Source organism: Neolewinella sp., from assembly GCF_965214665.1.
GTDB lineage: Bacteria > Bacteroidota > Bacteroidia > Chitinophagales > Saprospiraceae > Neolewinella.
The window spans coordinates 3,937,378-3,958,814 of sequence record NZ_OZ243970.1; the positions used below are offsets into that span (position 1 = coordinate 3,937,378).

The following is a 21,437-nucleotide window of genomic DNA, read 5'->3' on the forward strand; positions in this document are numbered from 1 at the left end:
TCTTACCCTTTATAACGTAAGCTACACCATGGAAATCATCATCGGGCTCGTCATCGGGCTCCTCGTAGGCGCTACCGTCGCCTATTTCATCTCCGGCGGCAAGGCCAAGGCCCAGGACCAGTCGCACCAGCAGGAAGCCGAAAGACTGCTGGCTGACGCCCGCCTCCAGGCCGAAAAAGAGCTTGCCGACGCCAAACTGAGGGCCGAGCAGACCTTTGCCGAGTACAAGGACAAGCAGGAGGCCTTCAAGAAGCAGAAGATCGCCGAGAGTCGCGAGAAATTTGCCCGCTATAAGGAGGAGTTCAAGCAGGAAAAAGCCGAGGAACTCGTAGAACTCCGCGAAAAGCGGGAGGCCCTCAAGGAAGAGCAGGCCAGCATGAAGGAGGAGCGGGCCAGCTTTAAGGCCGATCTCGACGAGATTCTCAGGGCCAAGGAAAGCTTCCAGCAACGGGAGGAAGAGATCCAGTCCCGCAAGGCCCAGCTCGAGGAGGAGATCGAACGCACCCGCGAAAAACAGACCGAACTCGATACCCAGCACGACCGCTTCACCCAGGAGCTCGAGAAGATCGCGAGCCTCAGCCAGTCCGAGGCCAAACAGCGCCTGCTGGAAGAGGTACGCGCTAAGGCCGAGACCGACGCCATGAGCCTACGCCGCGAGCTCCTCGTAGAAGCCAAGGAAGACGCCGCCAAGGACGCCCGCAAGGTGGTCATCAATACCATCCAACGCATGTGCGCCGAGATGACCATCGAGAATACCGTCTCGGTCTTCAGCCTCGATAGCGACAGCGTCAAGGGGCAGATCATTGGCCGCGAGGGCCGTAATATCCGTGCCATCGAGGCCGCTACCGGTGCCGAACTGGTCGTCGACGATACCCCGGAGACCATCGTCATCTCCAGCTTCGACCCCATCCGCCGCGAGGTAGCCCGCCTGTCGCTGAAGCGCCTGGTGAGCGACGGCCGCATCCACCCCGCCCGCATCGAGGAGGTCGTCGCTAAGACGCGCAAGGAATTGGAAGATGGCATCAAGGAGATCGGCCAGAAGACGGTCATCGAGCTCGATATCCACGGACTGCCCGCCGAGCTCATCCGCATGGTGGGCCGCATGCGCTACCGCTCCAGCTACGGGCAAAACTTGCTCAAGCACAGTGTAGAAACCGCCCACCTCTGTGCCGTCATGGCCGCCGAAATGGGACTGAACAAGAAGCAGGTCAAACTCGCCAAGCGCGCCGGCCTGCTCCACGACATCGGCAAGGTCGCCGACGAGGACAACGAGCTCAGCCACGCCCTCTACGGCATGCAGCTAGCCGAAAAGCTCAACGAGAACCCCATCGTGGTCAACGCCATCGGTGCCCACCACGATGAGATCGAGATGAACAATATCATCTCGCCCATCGTACAGGCCTGCGATGCCATCAGTGGGGCCCGCCCCGGTGCCCGCCGCGAGATTCTGGAGGGCTACATCACCCGTATCAAGGAACTGGAGGACATTGCCAAAAAGAACGAGGGGGTTAACTCCGCCTTCGCCATGCAGGCCGGCCGCGAACTGCGCGTCCTCGTCGAGGCCGACAAGGTGAGCGACCAGCACGCCGACGAACTAAGCTTCAAGATCAGCCAGGAGATCCAGGAAACCATGCAGTACCCCGGGCAGATCAAGGTAATGGTGATTCGTGAGACCCGCTCGGTGGCCTACGCCCGCTAACGTACCACGACGCGGCTGGTGAAGGCCCGGTCGCCGTCCGGCACGAACAAATTATACACGCCGGTGGCCAGCCCCTCTACGCTGAAAGTCACCTGCGCCCCGGCGTTTTCGATGTTCATGCGGCGTGCCTGGCGGCCGGCGGCGTCGAAAAGTACCGCTGTGGTGGGGTTGCGCACCTCACCGAGGGGAAGGACGAAGGAGCTAGCCGTCGGGTTGGGGTAGATGCCGAGTCGGTCGGCAAGGAGGGTAGGGTTGCCGGTGGAGACTATGGTAGCATCGAAATTCAGGGGCCAGCCCATATCGAAGAAAATACCCAGGTTTACCTGCCCGGGTTCCCGAATTACTTCGCCGTTGGCGATCTGTGGGGTCATGAGTGCATTAGGGGTGCCCCGTAGGAAGGCACTCTCATCCGTATGGCTCACGCTGCTACCCACGTCGAAGGTAGAGGGGGCAAAAAGCGGCACCAGTTCTCCCCCGTTCTTAGCTACCCCACTGTCGCCCGCCCAGTCAAGCTGGCTGATGATGGCCGTGAAACGGCCGGTGGAGCTGATGCCCGCAGGCCCGAACTCTACCGTATCCACGAGGCGGAGGCCCGGCGGTGTCTCCAAAAACTTGTCGTAAACGATGAAGCGATCCAGCCCGTCATCACCCAGGAAACCAATATTGGCAGTTGTGTCGATGGTGCTATCTACCCGAATACTGCTCAAAAAACCCAGCCCGTGGCCCAGCTCGTGGATCATCACGGTGGCCATATCGGTGCGCGCCCGCGAGATCGGCCCGGTCACGTTGTAGGCCCAGTTGGCGGTGCTATTAACCACCACGTTGATATCCGGCATCGTGTCGTTCTGGTTCTGGCCGGTCAGAGCCTCGACCAACGCACCGACATACCACACGCTGCTATCCGGGGCTCCCGTGAAGTCTGCGAAAAGTGTAGTAGGTCCGGCACTGGCTAGCAGCCGCTCGTCTCCCCGGTCGCGCCAGTCGACGGCTACGTTGATGGGTACGGCGGATTGAAGAAAGGAACCCCATACGTTACCGGCGAAGCGGATGGCAATCCTGGCCTCCTCCGGCACGCTATCCGTGAACTCAAAAATAAATTCCGCCGTCAGCGGCCGGTTCTGCTGGCGAAACTCCACCGGGAAGTCCTGCACAAAGGTGGTATCCCCGTCATTACCACACGTAATGGTAAAGCCAGGAGCCTGCTGCTGTGCGGATGTGATGGCGGGGCCGCAGGTGCAAAGCAGTAGGAAGAAGGCGAGGGAGGCGAACTGTTTCATTGGCGTTGTAGAAGGGGAAGAAAGTAGCTGATGGGGAGCCTAGGAGAGGCTAAGGTCGTCGTACCGGGGTATCCAGCCCAAGGTACGCAGGGCGGTAGAATCCACGATCTTGCCCGCAGCTCCACCGGCCGTAAAGATGGGGGCATCGCGGCCCGCCCGTTGCGACAAAATACCGTAAAAGGTGCGTTTTGTCGGATGGGTCGCCGCACAGACGTTGAAGGTACCGGTCGCTCCGGTAGTGATAACGTGCACGATGGCGGCCACGGCATCAGCCTGGTGAATCATGTTAACCGGGGCATCCCCCTGAGCTACTGTCCGCCCACAGGCGAAAAAACTAGCCGGATCGCGACCGGGGCCGAACAGTCCAGCCAGGCGAAGGACCGTAAGCCGCGCGGCCCGGTCACTCAGCCACCGCTCGGCGGCTAGCACGGCCCGGGCGGAGTGGGTATCCGGGGCGGGGGTAGTTGCCTCGGTAACCCTACCCTCCGCCGCCCGCCCGTAGACACCCGTACTGCTGGTGTACACGAGATGCAGCTCGTCGGTCAGAAAGTCGGCCAGTGGGGCCAGCGCTGCCAGATAGGTAGTGATTGCCTCTTCCCCCAGGCGCCGCCCACCCGGGGGCAACGTCACGACCAGTGCGCTACAGTCCCGGAGGAAAGCTTCGAGTGGTCCGCTTAGCGCCGGCAGATCGATGGGGTAGGGGTCGGCCCCAGAGTCGATCAGCTGACCGCGGATAGCTTCCCGGCGGCAACTGGCCCGTACGGCATGACCCCGGTGAGCGAGGGCATGTACCAGGGGCATACCTAGCCAGCCGGCACCCAAAATGGCGATCGTTTTGCGTGGCTCCATGGCCTAAAAGTACAATAGCTGACACTTGTCTCCAATGTATAATCTTTATGATTACACCAGCGGAAAAAACGGATAATTTGAATCATTTTGCTTGTGTATTTGGGAGGAAAGTCGTAAATTTGTGAAGCAATCGGAGGCAGCAATCCGGATAGAACTACATGTTTTGAGTGAGTATTTACGGGAGGAGGGCAACTGGCTCTCCTTTCCTTTTTTGCAACCTGTTTCGGGAGTCCTGGCGATCATCGCCGGGGCTCTTTTTTTGGCTCTACCTTGTGCCCTCTACGAACCAATGCGCATGAACGAACTGGCAGACCGCTTTACCGCCGCCACGGGCAGTACGTTTTATCTTACCGCCGAGGATGCGGACGGGGTAGGCGACTACCTCCAGCAGCAGGGCTACCTAATCAGTGGGGAGGAAATCATGGAGGTGGGGGCGGCCGGCGAGGGCAATATGAACGTCACGCTACGGGTAGTGACCAGCCGGCGGCACTTCGTGCTCAAACAGAGCCGGCCGTGGGTAGCCAAATTTCCCCAACTGGACGCTCCGGTGGAGCGTGTGCTCATCGAACGTGATTTCCAGCGGGCCATCGCCGGCGATCGCTTTCTGACCGGTAAGATGCCCGAGCTGCTCAAGTCCGATGCCACCAACTACGTACTACTGCTGGAGGACCTGGGGGAGGACGCCACGGACCTGAGCACTATCTATACCGACGGAGAGGGCATGAGTCGCGGTCAGCTAGCCACCCTGCTCGAGTACGCCGGGAAGTTGCACCAGTTCCACCCCCCGGGCTTTCCCGCCAACACAGCCCTCAAGGCGCTCAACCACGCGCACGTGTTCGACCTGCCCCTGCGGCCGGACAACGGCTTTCCGCTCGATGCCATCCACCCCGGACTGGCCAAGGTGGCCCAGCCCTTCCAGCACGATGAAAAACTTCGCCGCGTAGTGACCGACCTGGGCCGGCGCTACCTGGCTACTGGCACCACGTTGATCCACGGTGATTTCTACCCGGGCAGTTTTCTGGAAACCGATGATGGGGTGTACGTGATCGATGCTGAGTTCGCCCACCTAGGCCGTCCGGAGTTCGACATCGGCGTGCTGATGGCCCACCTATTGATGAGCCGCGCCAGTGAGAAGCGCATTTTACAGATCGACACCGATTACGCCAAACCGGTGGGCTTCGATGCGGGGCTAGCGCGGCAGTTTTGTTACGTAGAGATCATCCGGCGCATCATCGGCATTGCCCAACTACCGCTCTCCCTGACGCTCGACGAACGCGGCCGGATGCTGGATCGGGCGCGGGCGGGGCTGGTGTAGGACAACCGTCTGGGGTGTCAGTCCGTTATTCAAGTTTGGTGCCACATTGGCGGATGCGAGCGGCTGGCTTGGTATTCGCACGAATTAGCTTGCACTCCCGATAGCTATCGGGACCCCGCCCCTGTTTTACTGTAAAGTTTCCCCGTTATGTTTAAGGCCCTCAAACGACTCTTCGGTTCCAAGCAGGACCGCGACGTTGCCATCTACCAACCCGTGGTGGAGGAGATCAACGAAATTTTCGCGGGGCTGAGCACGCTGTCGAACGATGAGCTGCGGGCACGTACGGACACCTTCCGCAGCCGCATCGCCGAGTACCTCTCGGGTATCGACGAGGAGATCAAAAAGCTGCGGGAAGAGGCAGAGGCCGAGCCCGATTTCCGGCAAAAAGACGACATCTTTAAGGAGGTCGATCGACTACAGGAGCAGCGTGACGAGGAACTTGAAGTGGTACTCAAAGAACTACTGCCCGCCGCCTTTGCTACGGTTAAGGAAGCCGCCCGCCGCTTTACCGAAGGCCCCCTGACCATGACCGCCACCGAGGCAGACCGGGAGCTGGCCGCCAAGCGTGACTACGTCACCATCGACGAAAACAGGCAGGCTATCTACAGCAACACCTGGATGGCCGCCGGTGGGGAGATCGAGTGGCAGATGATCCACTACGACGTACAGCTGATTGGCGGACAGGTGCTCCACGACGGTAAGATCGCCGAGATGCAGACCGGTGAGGGTAAGACGCTGGTGGCCACCCTGCCGGCCTACCTCAACGGACTGAGCGGCCGCGGCGTGCACGTGGTGACGGTCAATAACTACCTCGCCCAGCGGGATGCCGAGTGGATCGGCCCGGTGATGCAGTTCCTGGGGCTGAGCATCGACTGTATCGACCTCTACCGGCCCCACAGCCCCGAGCGGGTGAAGGCCTACGCGGCCGACATCACCTACGGCACCAACAACGAGTTTGGCTTCGATTACCTGCGCGACAATATGGCCCGCTCGATCGCCGACAAGGTGCAGCGTGCCCACCACTTCGCCATGATCGACGAGGTAGACTCGGTGCTGATCGACGACGCCCGTACGCCGCTGATCATCTCCGGCCCCGTCACCAATAACGTCGACGACCAGGACTACCTGGAGCTCAAACCGGCCATCGAAAAGCTGATCGCCGCCCAGCAGCGGACGGCCAACAAGTTCCTGACTGAAGCCAAGCGGCTCTTCAACGAAGGCTACATCGGCCCCGAGGAGGGTGAGGCCGGACTGGCTTTGTACCGCGCTTTCCGCGCCTATCCCAAGAGCCGCCCCCTGATCAAGTTTCTCTCCACCGAGGGCGCCCGTGTACTCCTCCAGAAAACGGAAAACACCTACATGGCGGAAAACAACAAGCGGATGCCGGAGGTGGATGCCGAGTTGTACTTCACCATCGACGAAAAAAACCGCCAGGTCGACCTTACCGACAAGGGAACCGATTACCTGAGCAAGTACAACGACGACCCCAGTTTCTTTATCCTCCACGATCTGGCCACCAGCATGGCCGAGGTCGAAAAGCGCTCCGACCTGAGCAAGGAAGAGAAGGCCCTGGAGAAGAATAAACTAGCCCAGGACTTCGGCGTCAAGTCCAAGCGCCTGCACGCCATCTCCCAGTTGCTGAAGGCCTATGCCCTCTTCGAGCGCGACTCGGAGTACGTGGTGATGGATGGGCAGGTCAAGATCGTCGACGAGCAGACCGGCCGCATGATGGAGGGCCGCCGCTACTCCGACGGCCTCCACCAGGCCCTCGAGGCCAAGGAGAACGTGAAGGTGGGCGAACTGACGCAGACCTACGCTACCGTGACGCTGCAGAACTACTTCCGCATGTACCACAAGCTCTGCGGTATGACGGGTACGGCCGAGACCGAGGCCGGGGAGTTCTGGGAGATCTATAAACTCGACGTCGTGGTGATCCCCACCAACCGCCCCGTGCAGCGCGCCGACATGAACGATAAAATCTACAAGACGGACCGGGAGAAATTCAATGCCGTCATCGACGATATCGTGGAACTAAGCAACGCCGGCCGCCCCGTACTGGTGGGTACCACCGCCGTAGACATCAGCGAAAAGCTGAGCCGGATGCTCAAGCTGCGCGGCATCGACCACAACGTACTCAACGCCAAACAGCACCAGCGCGAGGCCGACATCGTCGCCGAGGCCGGCCGCCCCGGTAAGGTGACGATCGCCACCAACATGGCCGGCCGGGGTACGGACATTAAGATTGGCGAGGCCGTCAAGCAGGCCGGTGGACTAGCCATCGTCGGTACCGAGCGCCACGATAGCCGGCGGGTGGACCGTCAGCTGCGCGGCCGGGCCGGCCGCCAGGGGGACCCGGGGTCGAGCCTCTTTTACGTCAGCCTGGAGGATAAGCTGATGCGCTACTTCCAGAGCGACCGGATCGCCAAGTGGATGGACCGCGCCGGCCACAAGGAGGGCGACGTGATCCAGGCGGGTATCGTAACAAAATCCATCGAGAACGCCCAGAAGAAGGTGGAGGAGAACAACTTCGGCATCCGTAAGCGGCTGCTGGAGTACGACGACGTCATGAACATCCAGCGCGAGGCCATCTACCGCAAGCGCGACAACGCCCTGAGCGGACAGCGGCTGAGTCTGGACCTGAACAATTCCTTCGAGGGGCTCATCGACGACATCGCCTACGCCCACAAGCAGAACGGCACCTACGATACCTTCCGCCTGGCCACGCAGCGGCTGCTTGGCTTTGAGTCTACGATCCAGGCCGCCGACTTCGACCACAAAGACGTCAACGACGTAGCCGACCAATTGCTAGAGGAGTTCCGGGCCTTCTACGACAAGAAAATGCTCACCCTCATTGACCGGGTCATGCCGCACATCCGCCGCGTTAACGAGGAGCAGCCCGGCCGCTTCCGGCGCATCATCATTCCGTTCACCGACGGCAGTACCCACCCGCTGCAGATTACGGCCGACATCGAGCGCGCCCTGGAGACCAATGGACGCAGTATTAAATCCGACATTGAAAAGACGGTCACCCTGGCCATCCTCGACGAGAACTGGAAGGAGCACCTCCGCAGCATGGACGAGCTCAAGACCAGTACCAATATGGCCTCCTTCGAGCAGAAGGACCCCCTGGTGGTGTACAAAATGGAGTCATATAACCTCTTTGAGGAGCTCATCAGCCGTATTAATATGAAGACCACCAGCTATCTAGCCACGGGCGACCTCCTGGTCCAGCAGCCCGAGGAGATCCAGGAGGCCCGCCCGCCCCGCCGCGTGGTCATTCCCCCTACCCAGATCAACCGTAGCAGCCAGGAGCCGGTAGGTGCCGAGGCCCAGGCCGCCGCCGCCCGCCAGGCCGCTGAGTCCGTCAGTCAACCCCAGAAGGTAGAAACCTTCCAGCGGGAAACGGCCAAGGTGAAGCGCAATGACCCCTGCCCCTGCGGCAGCGGCAAGAAGTTCAAGCACTGCCACGGTAAGTAGTTTTCTAATCAACCCCAGGATTGAATCAACTAATCGACCACACCTTCCTTAGCCCCCAGGCTACGCTGGCTGACATCAAGCGCCTCTGCGCCGAAGCGGTGGAGCACGGCTTCTACGCTATCTGTATCCCACCCTACTACGTCGCCCGCGCCCGGGCCGAGCTACAGGATACCGGTGTGCGCCTCGCCACCGTGATTGGCTTTCCCTACGGGTACTCCGAAACGGTGATTAAGGTCGCCGAGGCCCGCCGCAGTATCGAGGAGGGGGCCGACGAGCTCGACATCGTCATCAACATTGCCGCCGTCAAATCCGCCGACTGGGCCTACGTGCGCACCGAGGTCGAGCAGATGGCTACCACCGTGCGCCTCAAGGGCAAGGTCTGCAAGCTAATTCTTGAGCTTGGCGTACTTGCCGATGCCGAGCGCGATCGCCTCATCGAGATATGCAACGCCGTGCGGCCGAACTACGTTAAGACTTCCTCCGGCCTCCACGGCGGAGCCACCGTGGAGCAAGTGCGCCAATTGCGTGCTACCTTGCATCCCGAAATCAAGATTAAGGCCAGTGGCGGAATCCGCAACGGTGCCGATGCTCAGGCCCTGCTCGCGGCCGGCGCCGACCGCATCGGCACCTCGGCCAGTCTCGTCCTACTCACCTAAGCTTTTCGTCCATGCGCATCCTGCTTGCCCTTGCCGCCGTGTTGCTTGCTACCGCCACCAGCCAGGCGCAGCAGTCCCGTAACCTGATCGTTACCCCCGATCCCGACGTGGAGCGTCTACTCGACCTCTTCGCCGAGGTCAGCGAGGCCGAGGAGGAGGTCGAGGGTTGGCGCGTACAGATCCTGGCCACCACTGACCGGCAGCAACTGGAGCGTACCGAGGCAGATTTCAAATCGACCTATCCCAGTGTGCCCATCGACTGGGTGCACAATAGCCCCTACTATAAGTTGCGCGCGGGCGCCTTCTTCACCCGCCCTGAGGCCGACGGTCTCCGCCAGCGCCTGAGCCGTGAGTTCGAAGGCGTCTACTTGGTCAAGGACGAAGTCACCGAAGCCGAGCTGCTCAAGATGTACTAGCTCATGGCCCGTTCTCTGAGGCGGCCGCGCACGGATGTCACCACCGTCATCTTCTATATTTTTTTGGTCTGCACGGGGCTGCTCATGATCTATTCCGTGGGGGCTCCCCCGGACGGGTACACCGGTAGTACGGTGGACCTTCTCACCACCCCCTTCGGTAAGCAGTTCGTCTGGGCGGGCATTTCGGTCGGCGTTTGGGTCTGCATTAATTACCTGATCGACCGCAAGGTCTGGGTAGTGGGGGCCTATCCCATCTACGCCATCACCGTCCTACTACTCCTACTGGTGCTGGTGGTAGGTAAGGAGATCAATGGGGCCCGCTCCTGGTTCAGTCTGGCGGGTTTCACCTTCCAGCCCAGTGAACTAGCTAAGTTTGGAGTCTGCCTGGCGATGGCCGCCTTCCTGAGTCAGTACTCCGGTAAGCTCAGTCAGCTGCGTACGGTCGTCTATGGCTGCATCATCTGGCTCATTCCGGCCGTGGTCATTCTGGGCCAGCCGGATATGGGCTCTACGCTGGTTTTCACCGGCTTTCTACTCGTCATGTACCGCGAGGGGCTCACGCCGCTACTCTTCGTCCTGGGGGGCTTCACGGTGTTCATGGTGGTACTGGGCATTCTCTTTCCGTTCCAGTATTTGCTGGTGGCGCTTCTGGCGCTTTGTGTCCTACTCTACACTTTTTCCCTACCTCGGCGTCGTAAGCTGTACGGCATACTGGGCGGGGTCGCGGGTGCAGCGGCCTATGTGGGGGTACAGTCCGGCTACGGCTGGCAGTCCGCCGTCGCACTGGGTGTTTTACTCTTCGCCCTGATCGGCTACCACCTCAGCCGGCGCAATAGCCGACTGGTCGCTACTAGCCTCTTCTTCATCAGCTGGGGGCTTGCCCTCACCTTCACGGCCCACTACGTGTACACCAGCGACGTACTACCCGCCCACCAGCACGAGCGCATCGTAGTCTGGCTGCACCCCGAGGATGCCGACCCCCGGGGCAGCTACTACAATCTGCTGCAGAGTAAGCTGGCCATTGCCGCCGGGGGCCTGAGCGGACGGGGTCTCCAGCAGGGTACTATGACCCGCTTCGACTACGTGCCGGAGCAGCAGACAGACTTCATCTTCTCCGCCATCGGCGAGGAGCAGGGCTTCATTGGGGTAGGAATGCTGATCCTCATTTTCGGTCTGCTGCTCTACCGCATTACGGTGATCGCCGAGCGGCAGCGGCGCACCTTTGCCCGGGCCTACGCCTACGGGGTGGCTGGCATCCTACTAGTCCATTTTCTGGTCAACGTAGGAATGACGATGGGCCTGGTGCCGGTGATTGGCATTCCGCTGCCGTTCATTTCTAAGGGGGGGTCATCGCTGCTGAGCTTTACCATCATGATCGCCGTGCTGCTGAAGCTGGATAAGCACCGGGGGGAGGTGTAGTGTAGTGGGCAGTACAATGCTGCCTCTCCCGATAGCTATCGGGACGTCAGCAACATGCAGCCTCCGGCTGCGCTGGAATGCAACAAAAACGGGTGAAAGCAATCGCTGCTCTCACCCGTAGCGCAGCCAGAGGCTGCATTGTACTAGAAATTGAAGCGGTAGCCGCCCGTCAACTGGTTTACACTAAAGAAGTTGCGGGTAGAGAAGTCAGCAAAGAAGCGGCCGTTGCCCACGGGCAGGTAACTACCAAAGACCAGGTTGATAGCTGGGCGGAAGTTCAACTCGTTGCGATCATCCTTGTCTTTGATCTGCATAGCACCTACTCCCAGTCCCACGTAGGGAATGAACCCACTGGTACGGGCTTCATCCGTAATAATGGGGTAGATGATGTTACCGAAGATACCAAATGTAGTGGGGCTACCGATACCGAAGTACGCCTCGGGCATAAACTCGGCGCGCTGATCGGGGCCAAGTTTGTAGTGCCAGCGCAGACCCAGACCCAGACCCGTGGCGTCACCGAAGTTGAAGCCGGCCGTACCGGACATCCCGGTGTAGGTAAAGTTGGAGAAAAAGCCCTGGGCCTCGGCATTATCGTCGGCGAGGTACACCCCTCCGGTATTGATGCTAAGTTCTTCCAGGGTGCGGGTACCGGGTACGATAACGCGGTTGCCGGCCGTATCGACGGCAGTCTTAGTGGCTGCTTCCTGACGGGCCAGGCGACGTTCCTGCCGTAGGCGATCGCGCTCTAGGTCCATGCGCTCGTCAATCGCCTCCTGCTGGGCATCGCGGCGGGCCAGCTCCTGGTTGGCGCGGTTTAGGTCGCGCTGTAGGTCGCGGATCTCTTCCATCATCTCGTCCTGGTAGTCGGTCAGGTCGCGAATCAGTTCGTTGCGTGCCTCCGCAGCCTCGGTGGGATCACGGTCCTCCTGGAAGTCCTCGATCCGGTCGAGCATACGCTGCTCGAGCTCATCGAGTCGCTCGTTGTCGATACCGTCGTCGCGGCGGGCGTCGCTGTCGTAGGGCCGATCGTTACCGCGGCGGGCCTCCGCGAGCTGGCGCTCCAGGTCCTCAATGCGGCGGTCGGTAATGGGGGTACGGCTATCGGCGCGGTCGGAGTCGTCAAGGCGCCGTTCGGCGGTACCCGGCGTATCGCTACCCGGCTGGCGTAGGCGCTCGATACGCTGCTCCAGTTGCTCGATGCGCTCCTCCTGCGTACGGGCCTCCCGGTCGGAATAATCGTACGAACGCTCCTGCTGCATCCGGCGGTCTCCGGTATTGAGCTGGAACATCATGTCTTCCATGCGTTCGACGCGGCGGCTGAGCTGATCGAGCTGGCTATTCGGCACCATGCTCTGTTGCATCATGCCCTGACCCGACTGGGCGGGCTGCTGGGCGACCTGGCCGGCGGCGTTACGGTTGCCCAGGGCGTCGATGAGGCGGTCGATCTGCTGGGATTGCAGGTAGACGACACTGCCTGTGGGGGTACTGGTGGGGCGTGCACCGGGGGTCACGACTAGGGGCTGTACCGGGCGGCCCAGGGCGGCATCGATCTCAGCGCGGTCCCGTTGTTTGACTTCTTGCTCGAGAGCTTGGTTGCGGTTGTCCAGTTCCTCTACAATAGCAGCGGCTTCATCACGCTCCTCCCGGATTATATCGGCCGTTTCGAGGTCGCCGGCATCGAGGGCGTCGACGAGCTCCCGGTCAAGGTTAGCGATGCTATCCTGGTAGCGCTCGCGCAAGTCGGCGATTTCGCGTTGATTGGCCTGACGGATGCTGTCGGAGCGGCGCTCAAAGCTTTCCTGCTGAGCCTCTAGCTGATTCTCGAGGGTAGAGCGGCGCACCACATCGGGGGTGCTGGTATTTCCACCTAGCGTGAATCCTAAACCCGCACTGTACATGTAGCTGGTGGTGATTTGATCGCGACTGTTCAGGTCTTCCAAGTCGCTGCTGGTAGTCAGTAGGGCTTTGACACCGCCATTGAGTTTGACGCGCTCACCGAACTTCAGGTAGATACCACCCCCGCCGGAGGCAAAGTTCTGACTGGAAGCAAAGCCACCGGCTTCTACGACTCCATCGTTGTAGCCGCTATTGATGTCGATGCGTCCACCCCCTACACTGAGGTAGGGTACGATTCCCGAGGAAGCCTGGGTAAGGTTGAAGCGAAAATCGGCACCGTAGAGCGAAATATCGTCGAAGTCAAAGTTGATGTCTTCGTCGGTCATACCCCGGTAGTAGAAACCACGGAGGCTGATGAGCGGGCCGAAGGAAAAGCCTGCGGTACCACCGGCGAAGTAGGCGTCCCGGTAGGGTAGGCTATTATCCCAATCGACCTGGGCTAGACCAAGCTCTACGGGAACGGACAGTCCACTCAGGCCGCCCTGAAAGGTGCGTAGGTATTCCTGGTCGATGTCGCTGAGCTGCCCCGGGCGGCGGCCGCCAAGGTAGAACGACAGGTTAGCCGCTACGGCGAACGTACCGATATTATCGTTGCCTACACTGAGGTCTGGATTACCGGCACGGTCGATGGAATCCAGAAGGTTGCGCACTACGTTTCCGGAAAAAGCGATGTACTTGCCCTCGACGCCAAAGGCGTACCGATCGGCTGCACTGAGGGTGAGGCCGAGACCTACCGTGCCGAAAATGTTTTCCGCCTTGTCCAGCCCCTCCCGCTGCTGGCTCTGAATGCCACCCCCCAGGATAAGGTAGGGAAGTAGGGTGCCCCGGCCGACGTTAAGTTTCAGCTCGGCCCCGTACCGGTTAAGGTCTACCCCCTGGCCGCTGAAGGTGCTATCAACATCGAAGCCCAGGCCGGAAAAATCGGTATTCAGGTCGATAGTCTGCATGTAGGTGGCCCGCAGCTCGACGTACTCGCCGAAGCCAAAGCCCACGCGGCCGCCAAACATAAAGGCATCCTCCAGACCGGATTCATTGCCAAACCAGTTGTAGGACACCGAGGGGGCCACCGTGTAGCTCACGCCCTTTACCTGCCCGAAGGCCGTAGCCCCGCAGAGGAGCAGCGCGAGAGAGAGTAGTAGATTGTTACGCATAAAAAATGGGTTGAAGAAGTCCTTAGATACTTTCTGTTATAAAAAGATAATATGATTCACAAAGGTTCGCTGGAAGGGGGGTTAGGCTGCCCACAACGGTCCACAGAGTACCATAAGTCACAAAGTAAACGGAGGTTCGGGGCCGCTGAACATTCCGGCTTCGGGCCCGTGGGTGACCTCCCATAGACTCGGTCACCGGCAAAAGTCACCCCTACGACGCATTTATCTTCCCATTCCTCGCGGTGGTGCAGGCTCCCGTGCAACCCTAACCGTGGTGCCTCGTCCTTTCTAATACACATACACTAACCCCAACCATCCCCGTGGGAGCTCACCCAACCATACGCACCATGCCGACCGCCGCCGACTACCGGGACACCCACCGGGCCATCGTGCTCGGATGCCAGCGCAAGGACCGCAACGCCCAGCGCCAACTGTACGGTCACTACGCCAAGCCGATGTACAACGTCTGCCTCCGCATGCTTAAACATTCCCACGATGCCGAGGACGTGCTCCAGCTCGCCTTCGTCCAGGTGTTTTCCAAGATCGATACCTTTCACTTCGAGGCATCGGTCAGTGCCTGGATCAAGCGCATTGTCGTCAATCGCTGCATTGACCACCTCAAGAAGCGCCGGCTGCTCACCACCGACTTCGATCCGGTGCGCCACGATACCGGCACCACCGAAGACGACGACCACGAACGCGAGCAGGTCGACGAGGGCCACTACACCGTAGAACGCATCCGCACCGCCATGCGCAACCTCAGCGAGGGCTACCGGGTCGTGCTGAGCCTCTACCTCTTCGAGGGCTACGACCACGAGGAGATCAGCCAGATCCTCGACATCAGCGTCGGCACCTCCAAATCACAGTACAGTCGCGCCCGCAAGCGCCTGGCCGAACTACTCTCCAACACCCCCAACTAAAACCGCCATGAACGACGATAAACTAAAGGGTTTCATCCAGGATCACCGGGCGGACTTTGACGAGGCCACGCCCCCGGCCAGCCTCTGGGACCGTATCGCTGCCGCCCTGCCCCCCGACGAGGAGGACGTCGACCCCCTTGAAACCTTCATCGCCACCCACCGCGAGGCCTTCGATGACGCTACGCCGCCACCACAGCTCCTTACCAACGTGCTGGCACCCGCGGCCCCGGCTACCTCGGCACCTAACTTAACGGTCAGCCACCGCCGCACCTTTCTGTACCTCACGGGCATTGCCGCCTCCCTACTGCTCATGTTCACCGCCTACCGCTTCGGCAACCGGGCGGGCTACCAGGCCGGACAGGAGGAGCGCGTGGCCCAACAGATCCAGCAGCTCGACCCCGAACTGGCCGAAGCCGAACGCTTCTACCAGCGACGCATCGACGCCGAATTCACCCGCGTCAACCAGGTCAACGATGACCCCCAGTTGCGCCGCGACCTTCAGGAACTCGACAACGCCACGGCCGACATCCGCGCCCAGCTTCTCGAGGTGCCCCAGAGCCAGCGCCCCGTACTGGTCAACGAGCTCATCGAGGCCTACCGCACCAAACTCGATATCCTGCTGCGCATCCAGCAGCGGTATCCCACTCCCAACTCCCCCGGGGCCCCCGCGCCCCGCCCCAATAAATCTACTCATGAAAGTTAATTTCATCCCCCTCCTGGCCGTACTGGCCTTTTTACTGCCTAGCCTTGGCCACGCCACCACCCCCCGTACCGCTGACTTCGAGAAACGACTCTCGGAGACCTTCGCCATCAATTCCAGCGGACGGGTAAATCTCGAAAACCGCTACGGCGAGATCAAGGTCGTCACCTGGTCGCAGCCCCGGGTCAAAATCGACGTGCTCATCCGGGTGCAGGCCCGTAACGAAGACGATTTTAAGAAAGTGCTGGAGCGTATCGACGTGAGCCTGCGCGGCGGCGGCGGCAGCAGCGTCTCGGCCACTACCACGGTCGGCTCCGGCGGCAGTAATAGTTGGTGGAGCTTCATCACGGGCAACAACAGCAGCAACGATTTCAAAATCTACTACACTGTAAGCATGCCCGCCACGGTCGGCCTCAACGTAGATGCCAAATACTGCGACGTCGAGCTTCCCAACCTCAGTGGCCCCGCCGTGCTCAACGTCGGCTACGGCGATCTGGTGGCCGGTAAGCTCACCGCCAGCAGCGAGCTAGACGTCAGCTACGGCTCCGCCCGCATCGAGCAGCTCGGTGCTGGTAGCCGGGTCAAACTGCGCTATAGCGAGGGCAACTTCCGCAATGCCGATGGTGACCTGACCTACGACGGCCGCTACAGCGAGGTCCGCTTCGGCACCGTAGGCGGCGTGCTGCATCTTGACGTCGGCTACGAGGAGATCGAGGTGGAGTCTGCCACCGAGGTCTACCTCGACGGCAGCTACAACGAGCTCGCCGTAGAGCGGGTCGGCCGCGCCCACCTCGATGGCAACTATACCGAGTTCCGGCTCGGTACGGTCACCAAATCACTCGAGGTAGACGGCAGCTACGGCGACGTAGAAGTGGGCACCCTCAGCGCCGGCTTCGACCGCATCGACATCGACGTCTCCTACACCGACGTCCAGATCGACGTAGACAACGCCGCCGGCTACACCCTCGATCTCAGCGCCCGCTACGGCGACATCGACGTACCCACCGCCGATCTAAGTCCACGTGACATCCGCAGCGAAGGCTCCACCGAGTCGGTGAGGGGGACAAAGGCGGGTACTGGCCGGGGGACGATCAAGATTAGTACTAGCTACGGGGATATTGAGATTTATTAGACCGGCGCGTTGCGCCGGGTAGAGCCCTCGCTGGCGCGTTCGGACGTAGACCGCGTGCGGGTAGACCCTATGGGTTAGAACTCGTCTCGCAGGCACGACAGGCGGCAGCTCTACCCGCTTTAGCGGTCTCCCCCCGAACGCGTCAGCGAGGGGTCTACCCCGGCCGCAGGCCGCGGTCTCCTCAAAGCCCGAGTAGTAGCAGCGTAGGATCCTCCAACAAAGTCTTCACCTTCACCAAAAAGGTCACCGACGAGCTCCCGTCGATCACCCGGTGGTCATAGCTCAGGGCCAGGTACATCATAGGGCGGATCACGACCTGCCCCTCCACCGCTACCGGCCGCTCGATGATGTTGTGCATGCCCAGGATGGCCGACTGCGGCTTATTGATGATGGGCGTACTCATCATACTTCCGAACACGCCGCCGTTGGTGATGGTGAAGGTGCCACCGCTCATCTCCTCGATGCTCAGCTTGTTGTCGCGGGCCTTGGCGGCCAGCTCCTTAAGCTTGGTTTCAATGTCGGCGAAGTGCAGCGACTCGATGTTGTGGATGGGGGGTACGACCAGCCCGGTGGGGGTAGAGACGGCAAAGCTGATGTCGACGTAGTCGTGGTAGATCAGTTCCTTCCCGTCCTCGGTGATCTCGGCGTTCACGTCGGGCATCTCCAGAAGCACCTGGGCGCAGGCCTTGGCGAACAGCGACATGAAGCCTAGTTTAACACCGTACTTCTTCACGAACTTTTCCTGCACGCTACTCCGCAGGGCCATCACGGCACTCAGGTCCACCTCGTTGAAGGTAGTGAGCATGGCCGTTTCGTTCTTGGCACTCACCAGGCGGGTGGCGATGGTGCGGCGCATGCGGCTCATCTTCTCGGTGCGCGTCTGGCGGGAGAAGGAAGGCGAAGGGGAGGCGCTGCGCGCAGGCTGAGGCTTAGGGGAAGCGGGCGGGGCCGCAGGTGCAGCGGACTTGGTGGGAGCAGCCGCAGCAGGCGTGGGCTTCGATACCGCCGACTGGGCATCGGCCTTTGTGATGCGCCCGTCGCGACCGGAGCCGTTGACGGTGCTGGGATCTACGTCGTTTTCGCGCAGGATTTTGCCGGCGGCGGGGCTGGGGGTGCCGGTGGCGTAGGTCCGCTCGTCCGCCGACGCTTTGGCTTCGTCTGCCTCGGCCGACGAAGCAGCTGCTGCGCTCGCTGCCTCGGCGGACGAGCCGTTGCCACCCGATGCGCTCGTGTCGATCTTTGCCACCAAGGCTCCGATCTTGAGATCGTCGCCCTCGCCAGCTACGTAGATAAGCTTGCCGGCTGCTTCGGCGGGAAATTCCAGGGTAGCCTTGTCGGATTCGAATTCACAGATGGGCTCGTCGAGCTCTACGTAGTCGCCATCGCCCTTCAGCCATTCACTCAGGGTGACTTCGGTGACGCTTTCCCCGATGACCGGGACTTTCATTTCGACGATGCTCATAAGGGGGACTGACTCTATGGTTGGGGTAAATCTGCTTGGGTAACGCGGCAGTTTTCCTCAGGTTGACGCGTAGTTGTGGCTTTAGTAGCTTCGCCCCATGCCCCGCCCCCCGACCGTGCCGCGCCTGCGCTACTACCTGAGTTACCTATGGGAGCAGAGCCTGGTACGGACCTCATCGGACTATAACACCTACCTGGAGGTTTGCGTAGTACACGGCCGGCTACAGTTGGTGGCCGAGGATGCCATTTATAGTTTCGGGGACTACTACCTCAACTTCCGGCGCATTTTCGAGGTGTTTAGTTATGAGGAACTGCCGGAGCGGGCGGCGGTGCTGGTGCTGGGTCTAGGCCTAGGCAGCATCCCCGAGCTACTGGAGCGCTACATCGGCGTGGACTACACCTACGTGGCCGTAGAGATCGACCCGGTCATCATCGAACTGGCCAGTCGGTACAGCCTGCCGGCCCTCGACTCCCCGGTAGAGGTGGTGCAGGCTGATGCCATGGCCTTTCTACAAGTGGACGAGCGGCGCTTCGACCTGATCTGCGTGGACGTTTTTCAGGACGCAACCATACCGGAGCACCTAGACGATGCTGCTTTTTTGGCACTCTGTCGTGAAAGTCTGCTACCCGGTGGGGCCCTGATCTACAACCGGCTAGCCTCCAGCATTCCGGACCGCAATGCCGCGAAAAACTACTTTACGGAGACCTTTGCACCTGCGTTCCCCGCCCCCTCCCTCTACGATACGGGGGGCAATTACCTGCTGGTGAACGATGGCAAGTTCCTTACTTTGCCGGGATGAAACGGAATTGTCCTGAATGCGGGGAGGAATACACCGGGCGGAGTGATAAGAAATACTGTTCGGCCCCCTGTCGGTCCGCCTTTCACAACCGGGCGCGGGCCGAGGAGCAAGTTTTTCAGCGCAGCATCAATAACATCCTACGCCACAACCGCAACGTGCTGGCCGAGCTCAACCCCGACGGCAAGGCCAACGTAAAGCGGGAGCGCATGATTGACCGCGGCTTCAAGTTTCGCTACTTCACTAATGAATACCATACGCGTAACGGTACGCTGTACCACTTTTGCTACGACTATGGATACCGGGTAGAGGAGGGGGAGTGGGTGCTGTTGATTAAACGGCAGGAGTATGTGGAGTAGACCGGCGCTGTGCGCCGGGTAGAGTCCTCGCTGGCGCGTTCGGACGTAGACCGCTGCGCGGGTAGACTCGTCTCGCAGGCACGACATGCGGTAGCTCTACCCGCTTTAGCGGTCTACCCCGGCAAAGCCAGGTCACCTACAAAAACAGTCTCTTGATCGCCTTCTCCCGCTCCCTAAAGATCCCCTCCACCTGCCGGTGCACGAACAGCCGATCGGCAATCGTACCGAAGATACCGAGGGGGGCCTGGTAGTGCAGAATATCCCGCATCTCTGTAGTGTGCTCATCAATCGCCCGAAAGTGGTGCTGGTGGTGCCAGAGGGCAAAGGGGCCCACGCGCTGGTCATCGATGAAGTGGCGGTGGTGCTCGATGTGGGTGATCTCGGTGACCCAGTCGGTGGTGAAGGCCGGGAAGGGGGTGATGCGGTACTGGATCATGATTCCCTCGTACATCTCCACGCCGGCCACGGGGGTAAGAAACTCGAATTTGACCTCGGGGGGGGTGAGTTTTTCGAGGTTTTCGGGGCGGCTGAAGAAATCCCAGGTGGTGGCCAGGGAGCGGGGTACGGTGGTGGTGGCGACGAGCCGGCGGGGGGTCATAGGAAAGCAGGTAGGTACATGAAAGTGGAAACGAAAGGAAAAGTGGCCGGGGTGGGGTGGTAGCCGCACTTTGTTAGGCGAGTGTTAAAGTTTAGTAAGATATACACGGTATGGTAAGAGGGAGTATATTTGTGCACGCATTGCGATTGAAGTTTTTTTAAAAAAGCGATACCATGCAAGCACAACAACAGACTCGGTACAGTGATGCCGAGCTCACCGAATTCAAAGCCATCATCGATAACAAACTCGCCGAAGCTCGCCGTCAGTTGCAATTTTACCTCGACCAGATGAGTGAGCAGACCAACAGCGAAGACGGTAAGCCCCGCGGCCTCGACGACGGTACCACTACCATGGCCAACGAGGAGATCAACCGCCTGGCCGGCCGGCAGCAGCAGCTGATCCAGCACCTGGAGAACGCCCTACTGCGCATCCAGAACAAGGTGTACGGCATCTGCCGGCAGACCGGTGAGCTCATCAGCGCCGACCGCCTGCGCATTGTACCCCACACCACCCTGAGCATTCACGCCAAGCAGAACCGCTAGGCGCCCCCACGATACAAAGTCGATTACGTAAATTGCCAACCCTTCCGCCAACGGCGGAGGGGTTGCTTCGTTTTAAGGCCTTATTTCTCGCTCCATGTCCCGTAAGGCCACCGTCGCGCTTATACTCCTCACTATGCTACTGCTCGACCAAATCCTCAAGGTGTGGGTCAAGACGCATATGGTGTACGGTGAGGAGATCGGCATCCTGGGGGCCGACCGCGCACTGATCCACTTCGTGGAGAACAACGGCATGGCCTTTGGGCTCAGCTTCGGGGGGCGCATCGGGAAGTTGGTACTGAGTCTGTTCCGTATCGGTGCGGCGGTCGTGCTCTGTGTATACCTCGTGGAGCTAATCCGCCGCCGGGCCCACCCGCTACTCCTTACGGCCTTTTCCTTCATCACCGCCGGGGCGCTGGGCAACATCGTCGACAGCGTCCTTTACGGCGTGCTGTTCTCCGCCTCCGAGCCCGGCGGCGGCGTAGCGGAGTTTTTGCCGGAGGGCGGCGGCTACGAAAGCCTCTTTTTTGGCCGGGTAGTCGACATGTTCTACTTCCCCCTCTTCTACGGCGTCTACCCCGACTGGCTGCCCGTAGTCGGCGGCACACCCTACCTCTTCTTTCGCCCCATCTTTAATGTGGCCGACGTGGCCATTTCGGTGGGGGTGGTGTTGCTGTTGGTGTACTATTATAGAAAGTGATTGATGATTTACGACGTACGATTTACGATTTGGCGGCTCTGCTCGCTTCGCTCGTCGGGCGGCACGTGTTACTCGG

General features: G+C 60.4%; 18 protein-coding genes. 13 read left to right on the top strand and 5 right to left on the bottom strand.

Features of this window, described 5'->3' with window-relative positions; translation table 11 throughout:
* Window positions 1-28: 28 nt before the first annotated feature.
* On the top strand, window positions 29-1,699 hold the full coding sequence (gene rny / locus ACOOHD_RS16815) for a ribonuclease Y (protein WP_420459034.1): 1,671 nt from the start codon (window positions 29-31) through the stop codon (window positions 1,697-1,699).
* On the opposite strand, the gene ACOOHD_RS16820 is transcribed toward rny, so the two are convergent.
* A complete protein-coding gene (locus ACOOHD_RS16820) occupies window positions 1,696-2,976 on the bottom strand; it encodes a T9SS type A sorting domain-containing protein (RefSeq protein ID WP_420459035.1) in 1,281 nt (426 codons plus the stop codon). The two genes, rny and ACOOHD_RS16820, sit on opposite strands and share 4 nt — an antisense overlap.
* Window positions 2,977-3,015: 39 nt before the next feature.
* Window positions 3,016-3,825 carry an NAD-dependent epimerase/dehydratase family protein gene (locus tag ACOOHD_RS16825; protein WP_420459036.1) on the bottom strand — a complete coding sequence of 270 codons (810 nt, stop codon included), beginning with the start codon at window positions 3,823-3,825 and terminating at the stop codon, window positions 3,016-3,018.
* Window positions 3,826-3,988: 163 nt separating this feature from the next.
* Here ACOOHD_RS16825 and ACOOHD_RS16830 point away from each other — a divergent pair, with 163 nt between their 5' ends.
* The 5 genes from ACOOHD_RS16830 to rodA all read left to right on the top strand — a co-directional run bounded on the left by ACOOHD_RS16830 (window position 3,989) and on the right by rodA (window position 11,108).
* Window positions 3,989-5,140 carry a phosphotransferase gene (locus ACOOHD_RS16830; protein ID WP_420459037.1) on the top strand — a complete coding sequence of 384 codons (1,152 nt, stop codon included), beginning with the start codon at window positions 3,989-3,991 and terminating at the stop codon, window positions 5,138-5,140.
* A 147-nt stretch (window positions 5,141-5,287) separates the two neighbouring features.
* A complete protein-coding gene (secA, locus tag ACOOHD_RS16835; protein ID WP_420459038.1) occupies window positions 5,288-8,617 on the top strand; it encodes a preprotein translocase subunit SecA in 3,330 nt (1,109 codons plus the stop codon).
* A gap of 20 nt (window positions 8,618-8,637) precedes the next feature.
* On the top strand, window positions 8,638-9,273 hold the full coding sequence (gene deoC, locus ACOOHD_RS16840) for a deoxyribose-phosphate aldolase (protein WP_420459039.1): 636 nt from the start codon (window positions 8,638-8,640) through the stop codon (window positions 9,271-9,273).
* An 11-nt stretch (window positions 9,274-9,284) separates the two neighbouring features.
* Complete coding sequence (locus tag ACOOHD_RS16845; protein ID WP_420459040.1) at window positions 9,285-9,689, top strand: SPOR domain-containing protein; 405 nt, start codon at window positions 9,285-9,287, stop codon at window positions 9,687-9,689.
* Between the two features lie 3 nt (window positions 9,690-9,692).
* The gene (gene rodA, locus ACOOHD_RS16850) at window positions 9,693-11,108 is read left to right on the top strand and encodes a rod shape-determining protein RodA (RefSeq protein ID WP_420459041.1); all 1,416 of its coding nucleotides are present in this window, start codon (window positions 9,693-9,695) and stop codon (window positions 11,106-11,108) included.
* A 143-nt stretch (window positions 11,109-11,251) separates the two neighbouring features.
* Here rodA and ACOOHD_RS16855 read toward each other — a convergent pair whose 3' ends face one another.
* Window positions 11,252-14,155, bottom strand: a complete 2,904-nt coding sequence (locus ACOOHD_RS16855; protein WP_420459042.1) for a hypothetical protein — start codon at window positions 14,153-14,155, stop codon at window positions 11,252-11,254.
* 347 nt (window positions 14,156-14,502) lie between these two features.
* Between ACOOHD_RS16855 and ACOOHD_RS16860 the strand changes: the two genes are divergently transcribed.
* The 3 genes from ACOOHD_RS16860 to ACOOHD_RS16870 are packed head-to-tail and all read left to right on the top strand — an operon-like array spanning window position 14,503 to window position 16,907.
* Window positions 14,503-15,075: an RNA polymerase sigma factor gene (locus ACOOHD_RS16860; protein WP_420459043.1), complete on the top strand. Its 573-nt coding sequence runs from the start codon at window positions 14,503-14,505 to the stop codon at window positions 15,073-15,075.
* A gap of 7 nt (window positions 15,076-15,082) precedes the next feature.
* Window positions 15,083-15,778 carry a hypothetical protein gene (locus ACOOHD_RS16865; protein ID WP_420459044.1) on the top strand — a complete coding sequence of 232 codons (696 nt, stop codon included), beginning with the start codon at window positions 15,083-15,085 and terminating at the stop codon, window positions 15,776-15,778.
* The gene (locus ACOOHD_RS16870; protein WP_420459045.1) at window positions 15,768-16,907 is read left to right on the top strand and encodes a DUF4097 family beta strand repeat-containing protein; all 1,140 of its coding nucleotides are present in this window, start codon (window positions 15,768-15,770) and stop codon (window positions 16,905-16,907) included. Before ACOOHD_RS16865 ends, ACOOHD_RS16870 begins: the two co-directional genes overlap by 11 nt.
* A gap of 181 nt (window positions 16,908-17,088) precedes the next feature.
* Here ACOOHD_RS16870 and odhB read toward each other — a convergent pair whose 3' ends face one another.
* The gene (odhB, locus tag ACOOHD_RS16875; RefSeq protein WP_420459046.1) at window positions 17,089-18,369 is read right to left on the bottom strand and encodes a 2-oxoglutarate dehydrogenase complex dihydrolipoyllysine-residue succinyltransferase; all 1,281 of its coding nucleotides are present in this window, start codon (window positions 18,367-18,369) and stop codon (window positions 17,089-17,091) included.
* Between the two features lie 97 nt (window positions 18,370-18,466).
* On the opposite strand from odhB, the gene ACOOHD_RS16880 reads away from it, so the two are divergent.
* The gene (locus tag ACOOHD_RS16880) at window positions 18,467-19,168 is read left to right on the top strand and encodes a spermidine synthase (protein ID WP_420459047.1); all 702 of its coding nucleotides are present in this window, start codon (window positions 18,467-18,469) and stop codon (window positions 19,166-19,168) included.
* Window positions 19,165-19,524: a hypothetical protein gene (locus ACOOHD_RS16885; protein ID WP_420459048.1), complete on the top strand. Its 360-nt coding sequence runs from the start codon at window positions 19,165-19,167 to the stop codon at window positions 19,522-19,524. Before ACOOHD_RS16880 ends, ACOOHD_RS16885 begins: the two co-directional genes overlap by 4 nt.
* 136 nt (window positions 19,525-19,660) lie before the next feature.
* On the opposite strand, the gene ACOOHD_RS16890 is transcribed toward ACOOHD_RS16885, so the two are convergent.
* On the bottom strand, window positions 19,661-20,122 hold the full coding sequence (locus tag ACOOHD_RS16890; protein ID WP_420459049.1) for an SRPBCC family protein: 462 nt from the start codon (window positions 20,120-20,122) through the stop codon (window positions 19,661-19,663).
* A gap of 173 nt (window positions 20,123-20,295) precedes the next feature.
* Between ACOOHD_RS16890 and ACOOHD_RS16895 the strand changes: the two genes are divergently transcribed.
* Together ACOOHD_RS16895 and ACOOHD_RS16900 are read left to right on the top strand one after the other, a co-directional pair.
* On the top strand, window positions 20,296-20,664 hold the full coding sequence (locus ACOOHD_RS16895) for a TraR/DksA family transcriptional regulator (RefSeq protein ID WP_420459050.1): 369 nt from the start codon (window positions 20,296-20,298) through the stop codon (window positions 20,662-20,664).
* Window positions 20,665-20,758: 94 nt separating this feature from the next.
* Complete coding sequence (locus tag ACOOHD_RS16900; protein ID WP_420459051.1) at window positions 20,759-21,361, top strand: lipoprotein signal peptidase; 603 nt, start codon at window positions 20,759-20,761, stop codon at window positions 21,359-21,361.
* The last annotated feature ends 76 nt before the right edge of the window (window positions 21,362-21,437 follow it).